Here is a 14,746-nt window from a genome sequence, read left to right on the forward strand (position 1 = left end):
TTTCACCTCCGATCTATTTTTCTTCTTTTTTCTGTTCATCTTGCTGCTTCTCTTCTGGCTTTTCTTCAGTAGTTGTTTCCGGCTGGGCATCTTGCGCCTCTTGCTCTTCTTTCTGCTGTTCTTCTATTTCGCTTTCATATTCTTCAAATTCTTGCTCTAACTCATTGATCATCTGTTGTTTCTTCTCGCTCTCTAACTCAGAATCAGCTTTTACCTGTTCCTTACGCTTTAAAATGCCGTACATTAACAAGTCGCGATCTTCTAAATAACGTGCGATTTCGAGTGCTTGTTCTGCTTCACCGCGTCCAATATGAATCCAATATTCATAATACCTTGGATCAGATTGAAGGGAGATCGTGTTACGCACGCTTTCTTTTTGGTCATCTGTAAGAGACTCATTGATGATATAAGAGAGTGCGAGCTGATATTGTGTCACTTTTGGAATATCGTCAATTTCATAAGATTGAAGAGAATTCACGACTTCACTATACTCATTTGTTAAAAAGTTCTCCTGTGCCTGAACAATATTCTCTTGTTTTGGTTGAAGAAGAAACAATGAGTAAAGGGAGTAAAGTAATGCTGGGAGTAAACAAATGGAAACGCCGAGGAGAACATAGCGACTTATCTTCCACTTCTTTTTATTTACTTTAATGAATTCAGCTTCTTTCTTATGTAAATGTTTCATTTGGGAATGAATAATTGGCTGAAGATCAAGAAGTGTTTTCGCTTGAAGCACCTGTTTTAGTTCTGATGACAGTGTGAGCGTGTCAGAGTAATAAAGGTATTGTTCAAATGATTGCTCTGGATTCATCATAGCAGCGACGGTGGCTCGTGTTTCCTCAAGAATACGCTCAGAATTTTCCTCGTACGGTGGAAGACTTTCCTTCACACCATAATGTAAAAAATATGGCGTCAATCCTTGATCCAATACAAGGTTATCTGGACAAATAATTAAGTTAAGACGCTTGAAGCGGTGATCCTTTACTTTTTGCACTAGTTGATAAGCACTAGCGAGACGCTCGCTTTCAGTCATCTCCTTAAGGATCGTTGGAAGAGCGGAAACGGAAGGTGGAAGCATGTGCTGTACTCTTATCTCATCTTCATTCATATCAATAGTTTTTGGGATGCCAGTATCAATTTCGCTTAGAAAATGAACTTCTGTTAACTCATCGAATTTGATTTTTTCTTTTTGAAAAAGAAACGTAATGGCATCCTTATCGTTCATAATCTTTGCATCTATTTGAGTTTCAAGATAGGGTTTCACTTGATTTGCCATGGTTGTGATCTCCTTCAGAGTATTTCAATACGATCTCCTGTCATAATCCCCGCATCAATTAAACGCTCATTAGCGGCTACAACTTTGTGCTTATTCGCTAACCGAACCCACTGCGTTTGATCAGGAGGAATTGGGATTTGTTCTGTTTGGCACACGATTTCAATGAGTTTTTTGACAGAATGGTAGTTTGATAGCCTGAGGTCAAGAAAACGACCTTTTTTATAATGATGGAGATCGACAGTTACTTCAATGTACATGTTGTTCACCTCATAAGGAAGGAGCGCCTAAGCGCTCCTGATCAGTTCTTTATCGCTTATCCGCGAATTTGGTTAGCAATTTGATTATCAGCTTCATCAAGAGATCTAGCTGTGCTCTTCAGCTGTGTAGACACTTCTTCTAATAATTGCTGCATTTGATAAAATGAAGGTTTAAGCGCTTCGTATTGCTCTTCGAAAGCACGGCTTGATTCACCTTCCCACATAGCTTTAAGTTGTCCCATGATGTCATTCAAGCTATTTACTTGTTCTCCAACTTTGTCTGATTCTGCTGAATAACGATGTGACATACTCTCTAGTTCTTCCGGTGTTACGCGAATTTGACCTGCCATTCAAAATCACTCCTCTTAATTTAGTAATGTGTGCATTATTCCTACAAAACTCCATCAGTCTTTCCTATATATAATTAGCATAATTTGTAATAAGTTGATAGGTTTAACGCACACATTGTCAAAAAATGAAACTTATATACTATGACATAATACCCCGTAATTTCCAGTTAATAAACATAAAAATGAAAAATATGGAATGATAATATAATAAATGGAATTTTTGAGTGTTATTCCTAAGTATGAAATAGCTTTCCAGTATAATTTGACCGTTATCAGTCTAGCATGTGGTTGTGTAGACTAAATGCTCACTATATTAGTCTAGCACTTGTTCAAAATTGGTTGATTAGTCAAACTGATCTTGAAGGAATATCTAACAGGTTAACAATGTTAGGAAAAATGACATAGGTAATTTTGATTGATGAAACTTTGTTACATAATTTAACAAATCAGTTGAAGCGGTGAATGCAATGCTTTAACGTATGACGTAATTCAACGATTTGGAGGAATCATATGTTATCATCCAGTGTTGGTTATCTGTTGCTTTTAGTCTTTGGAGTGTTTTTTACAGGTATTACGTTTTTCATGCAGCGAAGTCGAAAACAAGCGATGACGGCGGAGCAGTATAGTACCGCTGGTCGGAGCGTAGGTGTAGGGTTAACGAGCGCGTCAATTATTGCAGCATGGACGTGGGCGGCTACCTTAATGATGTCCTCTTCGACTGGGTATCAGTACGGGATAAGCGGACCTTATTGGTATGCTGCTGGTGCTTGTATTCAAGTGTTGCTGTTTGCGATTGTAGCCATACAATTGAAACGTAGGGCACCAAATGCCCATACGTTTCTAGAATTTATCGGTCAGCGTTTTGATAAGAAAAATCACCGACTGATTATGGTCTTTGCTCTTATGACCAACATTTTAGTAACAGCGATGGTTATTCTCGGCGGAGCCATTGCTCTAAATTCCCTAACAGGTATGAATTTGTTTGTAGCAGCCTTTCTCATCCCCCTTACCTTCACGATCTACACCATGATTGGCGGATTAAAAGCTTCCTTTGTCGCTGATTACTTCAATACGATTATGATTTTTTTAATTCTTACCATTTTCGCAGTAGCGATTTACGTGAAATTTGGAACAACCCCCATCTATGAAGGACTTCAAGATCTTCCATCTTCTACATCAATGCTTACGATGGCTTCTATTCCAGGGCTCTTTTTCGGTATGATTAATATTATTGGTAACTTCGGTGCCGTTTTCGTTGATCAGGCCTACTGGCAGCGAGCGATTGCTAGTAAAGATAGTGCAACTTCACGAGCATACATATATGGAGGAATTGCCTGGTTTTCTATTCCTTTTGCGATTGCCACTTTCTTAGGTGTAAGTGCAGCTGGTCTTGGCGTGCCGATTAGTACTCCCGATTCCGTTGCGCCTGAAATGGCTTCCTATCTTCTTGGTAGTGTAGGGTCAATCCTTTTTCTCGCAATGCTATTTATGGCCGTAATGTCAACTGGAGCAGCAGAATTAACAGCTATTACGAATATTGTCGTAACAGACATTTACCGTCACTCGATCAATCCAAAAGCAAGCAGCCAAAAATTACTCAAAGTATCCCGAAAAGTAACGTTAAGCTTTGGACTAATGATGGGACTTCTGTCTATTCTCCTTTTCTATGTAGGGATAAGTTTAGGGTTTGTGTATATGGCAATGGGCATCTTCGTAAGTGGAGCCGTTATTCCAGTAACGTTAGGATTATTGTGGAAAAAAGCGACGAATGAAGGAACATTTTATGGGGCATTGTCTGGATTTATTCTTGGAGTAACAGCCTGGATTGCGTCCGCATATGTAATGTTTGGAGAAGTGAGTGTTGGTTCGCTCGGACAGCTTGAATCGATGTTCTTCGGGAATATTACCGTGTTTATCGTAAGTGGTGTTATTTCTGTTGGTCACGGACTAATGGCTAATCAAGAATTTGATTTTGATACATTGAAAGATAAATTCAAAAGCTTTGATGACGAAGAATTTGAAGAAGAGGAGGAGATTGGACTTGAACGAGCAGCTCGATAAGGATGCGAAACTTTGTGTAAGGTGGGCCATAGGGTTAACCGCTGTTTTCATCATCATCTTCCCAGGAATTATGTTCATCACTGGCTATGAGTACAGTTTAAGTTTCTTTAAAGGGTGGACGTATGTATCGCTAGGGTGGCTGATTATCGCAGGACTGTTTATTGCCATTCGCCCAATTGTGGAAATGATAAATGAAGGGAAAGAGTCTTAAGGTTATAGATTAATAAATTAGATGAAACGAATAGTCGTGTTTAATAGTAAGTATTCACTTGTGTTACTTGGTGAATGCTTTTTTTTTGCTCAAGTAGCAGAGAAAGAAATGGTTATTGTTCATAAACCTTCTGAATTAAAATACGCGCTTTTTTCAGCTTATAGTGCAGTTTCAAATGGAATTGGAAGCTTTAAATCTATGAAGGGAAAAGCTGTTGTTGATAACCAAATGGGGCAAACAGTAACGTCTAGAAGAATAAGCGAAAACACCTCATCCTAGTAGGAAGAGGTGTTTTTCTATTGCTGTTCGACTATTTTTCTCCGTGTGAGGCTTATGTTTTCGCTGAAAAGAGTTGGCAGCGTCATTCCGATGATAATGATTACAATACCTGCGACTTGCAGAACGGATACTGTTTCACTTAATAAGATGACGGAAACCATGACAGCGATCGGAAGTTCAATTGCACTAAGAATGGAGGATTTTCCAAGGCCCACCTTTGGAATCGCGATGGAAAATAGGAAAACAGGAATGATCATTCCAAATAAGCCAAGTGCAATTCCGTAGACCCAGAGTCCTTCTGCGAGCAATATACCATTCCAAATAATTTCTGGAGATTGAAAAACCGTTGACATCAAAAACGCAAAAAACGACACGATGACTAATCGGTTTGATGTATTCATTTTGGTATTCGCTTTCCCATTGAAATAGAGGAAGAGTGAATAACAAAGTGCTGCTCCAAGCCCCCATAACCAGCCTTGCAAAGGGATGTTTGATAAGTCAGCATCAATGAGTCCTGCAGCAGGAATTGTTCCACCAATTAAGATAATAAGTGAAAGCAGCTCCATCCGGGTTGGAAGCTGGCGTTTTGAAATACTTGAGATCAGCATGCCAATCCATGTGAATTGAAAGAGTAAGACGACAGCGAGGGATGCTGGTAAATAATTTAATGATTGTCCATAGAGAATATTCGTTAAGCCTGTAAAAACCCCAGCGAAAATTAGGATTTTAATTCCAGAGAAACTTAGCTTATGTCGGTTAGTGATGAGAAAGATCAGCACGGCAATCAAAAAGCCGATAAAGAATTGACTCGTAACAGCTTCAGATGCTGTAAAGCCACTACTCATTGCTAATTTAATGATGGTTGAAACAACCCCGTAACTGCTAGCCCCGATAATGACTAGCAACGGATATAAATACATTTTCATTGAACGTTTGCCTCCAGTTAAACTCTTGCTTTATTGTATCTTGATGAAAGCGCTTTTGAATTGAAAAACACAAATTCAAATATAGCTTAAATACGATGAATAAAGCAATGGTTAATTGAGGAAAAGTGCCTGTCACCACCCGAATAATGTTCTTTTTTGTCGATTTATTACTCTTTTTCCGTCACGGGAATTATCCAGGAATTTCAGTTTGGGATGAACTGGTCTGAGTATTCTCGATTTGTTGGCGATGTGTTTGGAGCTCCGCTCGCGATTGAAACGTTGCTTGCCTTCTTTATAGAATCAACGTTTATTAGTCTATGGATTTTTGGATGGGATCCCAAAGAAACTTCATTATATGCATTTGGCTCATCTCACTAGGAACATTAATGTTAGCGTCGTGGATTCTTGCAGCAAATTCATTTATGCAGGAACCAGTAGGTTTTGTGATTCGAGATTCGAAATGTCTGTGCTGAGATGAATGATTTCTTCGCTCTGCTGACAAATCCGCAGCTATGACTTTATTGTTGCATAACCTGAAGGCTATCAAACGTCTATGCAAGAAGCGGCTATGCGTTTCTCAGGAGGAGAGCGTCAGCGAATTGCCCTTGCTCGTATTCTTATACAAGAGACAGCTGTTGTTTTACTAGATGAACCAACAGTTGGGCTCGACCCACGAACAACAGAGCAAGCTTTGCTCTCTACGATCTTTCAAGTGCTTGAGAAGAAAACGGTCGTTTGGGTAACGCATCATCTTGTAGGAATGAAAAGAATGGACCATATTGTATTTATGGAAGATGGTGAAATTGTAATGGAAGGAAAGCATGATGAATGGCTAATGTTGAGCGACCGCTATAGAAGACTTTATGAATTAAATGCTCCTTTTCATTTAAAGAACTCTCATGTAACAGAAAAGGTGATAGGTTAAAAGACCTAATCATTAGGGTGCAATAGTTTGTTTCAAAAGATTTGATAGAGTTTCGTTCTTTGAAAAGAACCTAAAACTAAGGTTTTTACTGATTTTTTGACATATTTGTAATAAAGACATGACGTAAATAGGTATATGGTACTATATTGTGCAAAGTTTATAAAAACCGTATTAATCTGTCATATTTATGTAACCGACTTGTTATTGGACTAAAATCGCTGTGTTATATTTGCCTGTTATCATGTGGGACATGGGTGATTGAGAGAAACAAAAAACAACACCAATATTAAAACTCTCAGGAGGAATGTATACATGGTAGCTCGTAAAAACATTGTAAGAAACGTGGTTACATCCACAGCACTAGCTGGAATGATGTTTGCTAGTCCGGTAGTTTCAGAGGCGGCACTAGGAGATCAAACACTTTCTTATGGTGAAAAACACGGCGACGTTGTCGAGTTACAGGATGTACTGTCTGCCAAAGGGTATTTCAACTATGATGAATCTACAGGATACTACGGATCAATTACTGAAGGTGCTGTAAAGCAATTCCAAAAAGAACACGGTCTTGCAGTTGACGGCATCGCAGGTCCAAATACATTTTCAGCAATGCAAAGCGTAAATAATGGACAAGCTATGCGTACGCTCGTTCAAGGTGACCGCGGTCATCAGGTACAAGCGCTACAAGAAGAGCTTGGTGGTTACTATAACTATACAGTAGACGGAATTTATGGTCCGATCACTGAACAAGCTGTTCGTGCGTTCCAGGCTGATAACGGTCTATCAGTAGACGGTATTGCAGGTAAGAACACTTGGTCTGTATTAAACGGTGGTAGTGCACCTGCTCCAAAAGCACCTGCTAAGAAAGAGGCTGCAAATAAGGAAGCAGTTCAAACATCTACTACTTCTAATTCCACGCCTGCTAAAGAATCAAACACTGAAAGTAAGTCTTCACAGGCAAGTGGTCAAGAAATTCAAATGGAAGCAACAGCTTACACTGCATTCTGTACAGGATGCTCTGGTGTAACAGCTACTGGTATTGATTTGAGAGCTAATCCAAATCAAAAAGTAATTGCTGTTGACCCTGATGTCATTCCACTAGGTTCTAAAGTACATGTAGAAGGTTACGGAGAAGCAGTTGCTGGAGATACTGGCGGCGCAATCCAGGGTAACCGAGTTGATTTATTCATGGCTGATCGCCAAGATGCACTAGATTTTGGTCGTAAGACAGTTACTGTAACAGTACTTGACTAATTTAATTGAAGATCACAACTGCCTGATGATTTCATCAGGCAGTTTTTTTTGTCTTGTAATCTATTCACTTCCAGTGATGGAAAAAGACTTAAGTGAAGAATTCCCCAGTTTACCGATTGGTTTTTATGTTTTCGTTCCTGTGATATAGTTTCAAAGGTTTGAAATTGTTCTGTTTGAGAGGGGCTTTTTTGTGCGAAATAAAATCATTCGGTGGGGGTTTTTCTTCGTAGGTCTCGCCGTACTTGGTCTAGGCATCGCCATGACAATTAAAGGTAAAACATTTGGAATTGGTCCATGGGACGTCTTTCATTATGGATTATTTAAGCAATTTGGTTTAACGATTGGTAGCTGGTCTATCATTACTGGATTTATTATACTTGCATTCACATCACTGTACACAAAAACAATGCCGCAATTAGGCGCTTTTTTAAATATGCTTTTGCTCGGTTTATTTATTGATTTCTTCCTATATATTCTCCCAGATCCAGTGACGCTGCTTTCTCAGGGAATTGTATTTATAGTCGGTATTGTTGTGCTCGGATATGGTATTGGTTTATATGTAACCTCTGGTCTTGGGGCAGGACCACGAGATGGAATTATGCTCTTGATTGTAGAAAAAACGGGCTGGCGCATCGATTGGGTAAGAAATGGGATTGAAATCGCTGTGTTGCTTTTAGGTTGGTTACTTGGAGGGCCTGTTGGGATTGGAAGTATTGTCATTGCTTTTATGCTCGGTAAAATAATTCAATTTTCGATGCCTCAATGTAAGGCATTGCTAGAAACTGTTTTAACTTATCAAAAGCCAATGTCCTCAAATGAATCTGCTTAACGAAAAGCCTGCCGAATTCGGCAGGCTTTTCGTTAAATATAGTTTTTCTCTTTGCACAATTCTATGAAAATATCATAGTCTTTTTTTACACGTTTTTGATAAAATGTGGCCCATTCATTCACTTCATTACGTAGGTTTTTCCAGTCATCAATCACGCTAAGAATTTCCGTTTCACTATGGTAGGTTAAATAATGGTGATCAATGTCAGAATCCGCTCGAGCATGAATTTTGGCAGAAATTTGAGCCATCGTCTTAACGGTTTGTTTAAGATCTTTGAATTCTTTTATATGTTTTGGCTCGATTTCCTTTGTATAAGGCGATTTTTCTCTTACATAGAATTCTTTATCGCCAATTGTCACGTAACCAAGGTGAGGGTCTTGCTTATGGTGCATGGCTTGTTGCGTTTTAATTACCCTCAAACCTTCATGTTTATTTGTATCCCAAAATGCCTGGTCGTATGGGAAGAAATAAGCTGGAATAGGTGTGCGAGCTTCCTTAATTTCAAGGATAAGATCAGTTAAATGGTCCTCAGCACTTTCGCCTTGAACGAGGATAAGGTAGCGTTTTAGCCCAGTAGAGCCAATACCCGCTCCTTTTTTCTCAACGATATCTTTTATTTCATAATGTCTCAAGCTTTCGTCAATCTCATCTTTCAATGTATTGGTGTATGTTTCCCATGCTTTTCTTACTTGGGTCTTTTCAGCTTCACCAATCGCATTTAATTTAGTACCGGTACGGATGAATTTTCGTTCGCCATCACTGTTAAGATGAGTTTGCTTATTCAGTGAGTGCGTAGGAGAACGATCTTCAAGTTTTTTTAGGCGTTTCTTGATTGGTCCCTTTGTGTTTTTGCTTGTGAATTGAAAAGCAACAGGCTTTTCCTCTCCATTTTCGAACGCTTGAAGTTGTTTCACATAATTCTTAATATACGTACTGACTAGTTTTGACTGGTCGCTTTCTGAGTAACCTAAGTCTTCCGCATAAAGTCGAACACTAACGGTCATTCTAAGTAAATCGTACAGATAAGAACCGAGATAGCCTTCATCAAAATCATCTACATCAAAGACATTCTCACCATCTTCATTGCGAAAAGCACTAAAGTTGTCAAAGTGAAGATCTCCCATTAACCAGGTTGGTTTATCATCTGGTGTATGGTAATGAAAAGGTATTTGTGTAACATCATAATAATACAAATACGCGCTCCCACGAAAGAAGCTAAAAGGGCTTTCGCTCATCTTACTGTATTTCGTTTTACGTTCAGATTTCGTAAGTTGCATTAACGTAGAATCAAATTGGTCAATAATCATTTGTAGCGTTTGTTTACGCAGATAGTTTCTTGTGTTTTTGATGTGTTCCGTTGAGACGGATGTCATGTTGCTTCCTCCTTCGTTCGTCATAATTCTAGTGTACTTTAGTTAAAGGTCCGAACAAAGTAAAAGAGGTTATAATAGTTTTTCGGTTTGTATGGAAGCAGAGTTAGTCATTTTGCTGTAAGTGGAATAAAAGAATAGTTTAAGAGATCCCACTCCAATTGCAAGGAGCAGGATCTCTTAGTCGTTAGTCTCTTATAATATCTTCTTTCATTTCATGTTCTTTAATATAAGCAAGAGGAAGGAGAGTACTCTCAAAATCAAACACGTTTAATTTTTTTCCGTTTAAAAGGCGATTTGGGTAATCAGGGTTAGCGAGAGCGCTTGTACCAAGACTAACGAAATCAGCTTCTTGCTTTTCGATAAGGTTACTTGCTTTATTAGGATCACCTAACTGTCCATTTGCAATGATAGGAATCGAACTATAGGCTTTCGCAGCGGCAGCTAATGATTTAGTACCGTCTCCAAAAGCAGGTTGAGTGCCATCAGGCTCAGTTACGTGGATATAATCAAGTTCTTTTTCTAACGTTGAAAAGATGAGCTTTGCTGATTTTTCTCCTTCAGGCCATTTATAGGCTGGATCAGCAACTTTGATTTGAGATAAACGAATGCCAACAGTAAAGTTCTTTCCAACTTCATTTCGAACATCTTCGATCACTTCCGCTAAAAGCTTAAGTCGGTTTTCAAGCGATCCACCATATTCATCTTCACGCTCATTTAAATAGTCTGTTAAAAATTGGTCAAGCAGATAGCCGTTTGCCCCATGAATTTCAACACCATCAAATCCTGCTTCTATCGCATGACGAGCTGCTTTTTTAAATGAGTACCTTATTTCCTTTATTTCATCTATAGAAAGAGACTTCGGTGTTTTGAAAGATCCTGATCCTCCATAAAACCCAAGCTGCTCTCCTTTTGGTGGAATAGTTGAAGGAGCTACTGTGACATCTGTGTAGGCATTTCCCTGACTTTGACCCCCAGCATGCATCAGTTGAGCTATGATTGAAGTTCCGTATTCATGCACGGATGAAGTTACGTTTTTCCAAGTTTCAATGTGATTATGGTTGGTTAAACCTGGCTGGTTTAAATAGCCCTGGCTGTAAAGCTCATCTGTATAGATGCCTTCAGTAATAACAGCACTGAAACCTCCTTTCGCAAAACGTTCATAGTAATCACGCATGGTCGTGGTGGCACTTCCGTCATCTGTTGCGGTAATGCGAGTCATAGGTGCGACGATAAACCGATTTTTTAGTGAAAGCTTTCCAAGTTTTTCTGAAGTAAATAATTTGTTGTGGTTCATTCCAGTCATCCTCTCTACGATCTCATTTATGGTTATCATTATAAAGGCAACCAATAGAATAAACGAAAGTTATGCTCACTTTAATAGCATGCACAGTGAACTATTTATTTAAGTAGGAAGAGGGAATTTATGTCCATTCATCAAAAAACCACCCTTTCATTGAAAGGGTGGTAGAGGTTACATTATCTAGTTTGACCAGTACCTGTCATGCAATATTTAATCGTTGTTAAAGCAGGTAGTCCCATAGGACCTCTAGCATGTAGCTTTTGTGTCGAAATACCGATTTCTGCACCAAAGCCTAACGCAGAACCATCTGTAAAGCGAGTGGATGCATTATGATAAACAGCAGCTGCGTCTACAAGGTTGCGGAATAAAGAAGCTGATTTTGCATCTTCTGTAATAATCGCTTCAGAGTGCTTTGTGCCATATTGTTCAATATGATCGATCGCTTCTTGTGTATTTTCAACTGTTTTGATTGCAATTTCAAGACCAAGGTATTCGTTGCTCCAGTCATCCTCGTCAGCAAGAACAGCGTCTTTAAAGGTGTTCACGATATGTTCATCACCGTGAACGCTAATGTTATTTTCAGCTAATGCATGTTCAAGAGTCTCTTGGTTTTCCTCAAGCCATTTTTTATGAACGATAAGCGTTTCAACCGCATTACAAACAGCAGGTCGGTCGGTTTTCGCGTTAATTAAAATGTTGATGGCTTTGTCAACTTCTGCTGATTGATCAAAATAGATATGGCAGTTTCCAACACCCGTCTCAAGTACTGGTACAGTTGCATTGTTTACAACTGTGTTAATGAGGGCTCCGCCTCCACGAGGAATGAGAACATCAATGTGTTCCTTCATCGTAAAGAGCTGACTCGTTGCTTCTCGATCGGTTGTTGCGATGAGCTGCACAGCTTCTACAGGAATTTTTGTTTTTGGAAGTGCTGCATGAATGACGCGAACAATCCCTTTATTTGAATTAAGAGCGTTGGATCCACCTTTTAGTACAATCGCATTTCCTGATTTGAGTGCAAGACCAGTGGCATCAACGGTTACGTTTGGTCGTGCTTCATAAATCATACCGATAACGCCCAGTGGAACGCGCACTTGTTCTACTTGCATACCATTATCAAGTGACCAGTCCGAAATCACTTCGCCTACTGGGTCCTCAAGCTCTGCGACTTCACGAAGACCGTTTGCAAAGTCTTTCACACGCTCTTCTGATAAACTTAAGCGATCCATGAATGCTTCTGTAAATCCTTTTTCTTTTCCGCGCTCAAGATCTTTTTTATTTTCGTTTAAAATATAGTCCGTTTCTTTCTCAAGTTCGTCTGCAATAATGAGTAGTGCTTGATTTTTTTCCTCGGTTGTTAGCAGGGAGAGGGTTTTGGAAGCCCCCTGTGCCTGCTTTGCTTGTTCTTTTACATTGACTTTAATTGGATCTAGAGTAGTCATCAAACGCCTCCTATAATTTTTTATTCTTATTTTATTACGAGCCGAGTGGAATAGCTAGCTGATCGTGATAAACAAAGTCATTAATATGAACGGCTTCTTTCACTGAAATATCGATAAGCTCAGAGATTTCATCAGTAGAAAGTCCTTTAATCATTTTCAAATGCTTAGAAGAGTAGTTCGTAACGCCAAGACCGATTTCTTCTCCATCCATGTCTGTTAGTTTCACAACAGCTCCTGGCTTAAAGTGTCCGTGAACGTAATGCACGCCTACAGGTTGTAAGCTACGTTCGTGTTCAGAAATTTCAGAGCTTGCTTTATCTGTCACGATCACTTCACCTTCAGGACCTGAATTAAATGCAATCCATTGTTTTTTATTATCAAGCTCAGCTTGACCTTCTGGCGTAAAGTAAGTTCCAGTCGCGGTTTGGTGAACCGCATTATAAATGATTCCTTTTGTTGTCGCGTTACCTAGGAAAGAAGGTGTACCTGAAGCCATCGCAATTTTGACAGCATCAATTTTGGATCTCATACCACCAGTACCGACAGAACTACCAGGTTCTCCGGCGGATTCTTCGATTTCTGGTGTAATTTCAGTCACATGTTCTAATAGTTTAGCATCCGGGTTTTTTCTAGGATCTTCACTATATAACCCATCTATATCTGAAAGAATAATAAGTTGATCGGCACTTACGAGTGCAGCAACTTTTGCTGAAAGTGTATCATTGTCACCAAATTTCAAACGCTCTACTGTTACAGTGTCATTTTCATTAACAATTGGAACAATTCCTCTTTCTAATAGAACATTAATTGTGTTTCGTGCGTTGTTGTATCTTTTGCGATCAGAAAAGTCACTCCGCGTAATCAGAATTTGTGAAGCAGTATAGCCGTGAGATATGAAGCGTTCTGAATAAGCTTCCATTAACAGTCCCTGACCGATTGATGCAGCGGCCTGCTTTTCTGAAAGTGATGTTGGCCGTTCAAGACACCCTAGGCGGCGGTAACCGGCGGCTACTGCTCCTGATGACACAAGAAGAACTTCATGGCCTTCATCTTTTAACATGACAATATCATCTACTAGTCTTTCTAGTTTTCTTCGGCTAATGTCACCTAGTCTGCTCGTTAGTGAGCTGCTTCCGATTTTAATTACGATTCGTTTTTTTCCGTCGTTTAGATTCATTATTTCACTCCTATATAACTTGCCGTTAAATGTGTGATTGCTTTAATCAATTGACTGTAATGAGTATAACAAACGGGCATATCGTGACAACATGACATGGCCAAATAGTCCGCATACGAGGAGAATAAGTATGAATTTGGACGATGCTCGCTCTAAACTCGTTTCACATAAGCTTAGAAGATGAGAGGCTGGCTTATCACGGTATATAAAGACTGTAAAACAATATAAATTTACATTTATATCCATTTTATGCGTTTCACTGTATGAAATAATTAATTAGATTCGTCGTTATGTAAGGGCTTACATAAGGGTGCTGTGCATAAAAGTTAAGCTTTATGCAAAAAGAAACAGACACAGATCAATCAGTAAGGAAAGAACTCTGGTATACTGCTGATAAAAGGATGTTGAAAGGGTGGTGGCATGATTATAATCGATGTACTATTCGTTCTATTAACTGTTTTATGGATTAGCGAGTTTGTGATGAAACGAGGGAAAAAGAGTACGGAATCATCATCTTCTGAAAAGCGATCTTTTGTTTTGATTCTAAGTATGATTAGTTTAGCCATTGTAGGTTCTATTATCTTTAGTGAACGTAATCTTTTCGTTTTTAATGAATCACCGTTTACTGAATTGCTAGGGCTAATTCTATATGGCAGTGGAATTGGCTTAAGGTATTGGGGAATTCAAGAACTGGGGCGTTTTTTTTCGAGAAACGTGATCGTGGAGCAAAAAGTCGACCTCGTCAGTTCAGGTCCTTATCGTTTATTGCGTCATCCCTTATACACAGGATTGCTTCTTACTTTAGTTGGGTTGCCAATCTACATAGGTACCTGGGGAGGCGGGATATTATCATTTCTATTGCTTGTTCCTGCTCTTCTTTATCGAATTCGTATTGAAGAAAGAATGCTCTTCGATTCTGTTGGGAAAACTTATCACGAATGGGGAAAGGAAAGATACCGACTGCTCCCTTTCATTTACTAATATGAAGCGTTCGATTTCTTCGTGGAAAAGTTCTCCATCTTTATATAAAGTGATTAGAATGATCGAAAGAGGGAACAAGAATTAGATGACATAATAGTGAAAGAGGAC

The 14,746-nt window shown here is 39.1% G+C and carries 14 protein-coding genes and 2 pseudogenes; 8 read left to right on the forward strand and 8 right to left on the reverse strand.

The window, feature by feature from the left end; all coding sequences use genetic code 11:
• Positions 1-13 precede the first annotated feature (13 nt).
• From essB to PQ578_RS04685, 3 genes are read right to left on the reverse strand one after another with little or no spacing between them, the layout of a single operon-like run.
• A complete protein-coding gene (gene essB, locus PQ578_RS04675) occupies positions 14-1,276 on the reverse strand; it encodes a type VII secretion protein EssB (protein ID WP_273832415.1) in 1,263 nt (420 codons plus the stop codon).
• A gap of 14 nt (positions 1,277-1,290) precedes the next feature.
• A complete protein-coding gene (yukD, locus tag PQ578_RS04680; protein ID WP_098444685.1) occupies positions 1,291-1,533 on the reverse strand; it encodes an ESX secretion system protein YukD in 243 nt (80 codons plus the stop codon).
• A gap of 56 nt (positions 1,534-1,589) precedes the next feature.
• Positions 1,590-1,883, reverse strand: coding sequence for a WXG100 family type VII secretion target (locus tag PQ578_RS04685; RefSeq protein ID WP_098444684.1), 294 nt, complete (start codon positions 1,881-1,883; stop codon positions 1,590-1,592).
• Positions 1,884-2,393: 510 nt separating this feature from the next.
• Between PQ578_RS04685 and PQ578_RS04690 the strand changes: the two genes are divergently transcribed.
• Genes PQ578_RS04690 through PQ578_RS04700 form a run of 3 tightly spaced genes read left to right on the forward strand, consistent with a single transcriptional unit; the run spans position 2,394 to position 4,434 of the window.
• Complete coding sequence (locus PQ578_RS04690) at positions 2,394-3,944, forward strand: sodium:solute symporter family protein (protein ID WP_273832416.1); 1,551 nt, start codon at positions 2,394-2,396, stop codon at positions 3,942-3,944.
• Positions 3,925-4,155: a hypothetical protein gene (locus tag PQ578_RS04695; RefSeq protein ID WP_224882615.1), complete on the forward strand. Its 231-nt coding sequence runs from the start codon at positions 3,925-3,927 to the stop codon at positions 4,153-4,155. Before PQ578_RS04690 ends, PQ578_RS04695 begins: the two co-directional genes overlap by 20 nt.
• Positions 4,156-4,176: 21 nt before the next feature.
• Positions 4,177-4,434 carry a hypothetical protein gene (locus PQ578_RS04700; protein WP_273832417.1) on the forward strand — a complete coding sequence of 86 codons (258 nt, stop codon included), beginning with the start codon at positions 4,177-4,179 and terminating at the stop codon, positions 4,432-4,434.
• Between the two features lie 17 nt (positions 4,435-4,451).
• Here PQ578_RS04700 and PQ578_RS04705 read toward each other — a convergent pair whose 3' ends face one another.
• On the reverse strand, positions 4,452-5,354 hold the full coding sequence (locus tag PQ578_RS04705) for an EamA family transporter (RefSeq protein WP_273833267.1): 903 nt from the start codon (positions 5,352-5,354) through the stop codon (positions 4,452-4,454).
• Between the two features lie 186 nt (positions 5,355-5,540).
• Here PQ578_RS04705 and PQ578_RS04710 point away from each other — a divergent pair.
• The 4 genes and pseudogenes from PQ578_RS04710 to PQ578_RS04725 all read left to right on the forward strand — a co-directional run.
• Positions 5,541-5,873: pseudogene (locus PQ578_RS04710) on the forward strand (cytochrome ubiquinol oxidase subunit I); the annotation flags it as partial.
• Between the two features lie 19 nt (positions 5,874-5,892).
• Positions 5,893-6,285 (forward strand): annotated as a pseudogene (locus PQ578_RS04715) (ATP-binding cassette domain-containing protein); the annotation flags it as partial.
• A gap of 312 nt (positions 6,286-6,597) precedes the next feature.
• Positions 6,598-7,536 carry a peptidoglycan-binding protein gene (locus PQ578_RS04720; protein ID WP_098444676.1) on the forward strand — a complete coding sequence of 313 codons (939 nt, stop codon included), beginning with the start codon at positions 6,598-6,600 and terminating at the stop codon, positions 7,534-7,536.
• 190 nt (positions 7,537-7,726) lie between these two features.
• On the forward strand, positions 7,727-8,365 hold the full coding sequence (locus PQ578_RS04725; RefSeq protein WP_273832420.1) for a YczE/YyaS/YitT family protein: 639 nt from the start codon (positions 7,727-7,729) through the stop codon (positions 8,363-8,365).
• Between the two features lie 32 nt (positions 8,366-8,397).
• On the opposite strand, the gene PQ578_RS04730 is transcribed toward PQ578_RS04725, so the two are convergent.
• From PQ578_RS04730 to proB, 4 genes are all read right to left on the reverse strand, one after another.
• Positions 8,398-9,738 (reverse strand): DUF2252 domain-containing protein, encoded by a 1,341-nt coding sequence (locus PQ578_RS04730; RefSeq protein ID WP_273832421.1) that lies wholly within the window; start codon positions 9,736-9,738, stop codon positions 8,398-8,400.
• Between the two features lie 184 nt (positions 9,739-9,922).
• Positions 9,923-11,032, reverse strand: coding sequence for an NADH:flavin oxidoreductase (locus PQ578_RS04735; protein ID WP_273832422.1), 1,110 nt, complete (start codon positions 11,030-11,032; stop codon positions 9,923-9,925).
• Positions 11,033-11,214: 182 nt separating this feature from the next.
• Entirely contained in the window at positions 11,215-12,480 is a 1,266-nt protein-coding gene (locus tag PQ578_RS04740; RefSeq protein ID WP_273832424.1) for a glutamate-5-semialdehyde dehydrogenase, read from the reverse strand.
• A 34-nt stretch (positions 12,481-12,514) separates the two neighbouring features.
• Positions 12,515-13,657: a glutamate 5-kinase gene (gene proB / locus PQ578_RS04745; protein ID WP_165997402.1), complete on the reverse strand. Its 1,143-nt coding sequence runs from the start codon at positions 13,655-13,657 to the stop codon at positions 12,515-12,517.
• A 420-nt stretch (positions 13,658-14,077) separates the two neighbouring features.
• Here proB and PQ578_RS04750 point away from each other — a divergent pair, with 420 nt between their 5' ends.
• On the forward strand, positions 14,078-14,638 hold the full coding sequence (locus tag PQ578_RS04750; RefSeq protein ID WP_273832426.1) for a methyltransferase family protein: 561 nt from the start codon (positions 14,078-14,080) through the stop codon (positions 14,636-14,638).
• The last annotated feature ends 108 nt before the right edge of the window (positions 14,639-14,746 follow it).

Source organism: Guptibacillus sedimenti (genome assembly GCF_028610665.1).
GTDB lineage: Bacteria > Bacillota > Bacilli > Bacillales > Guptibacillaceae > Guptibacillus > Guptibacillus sedimenti.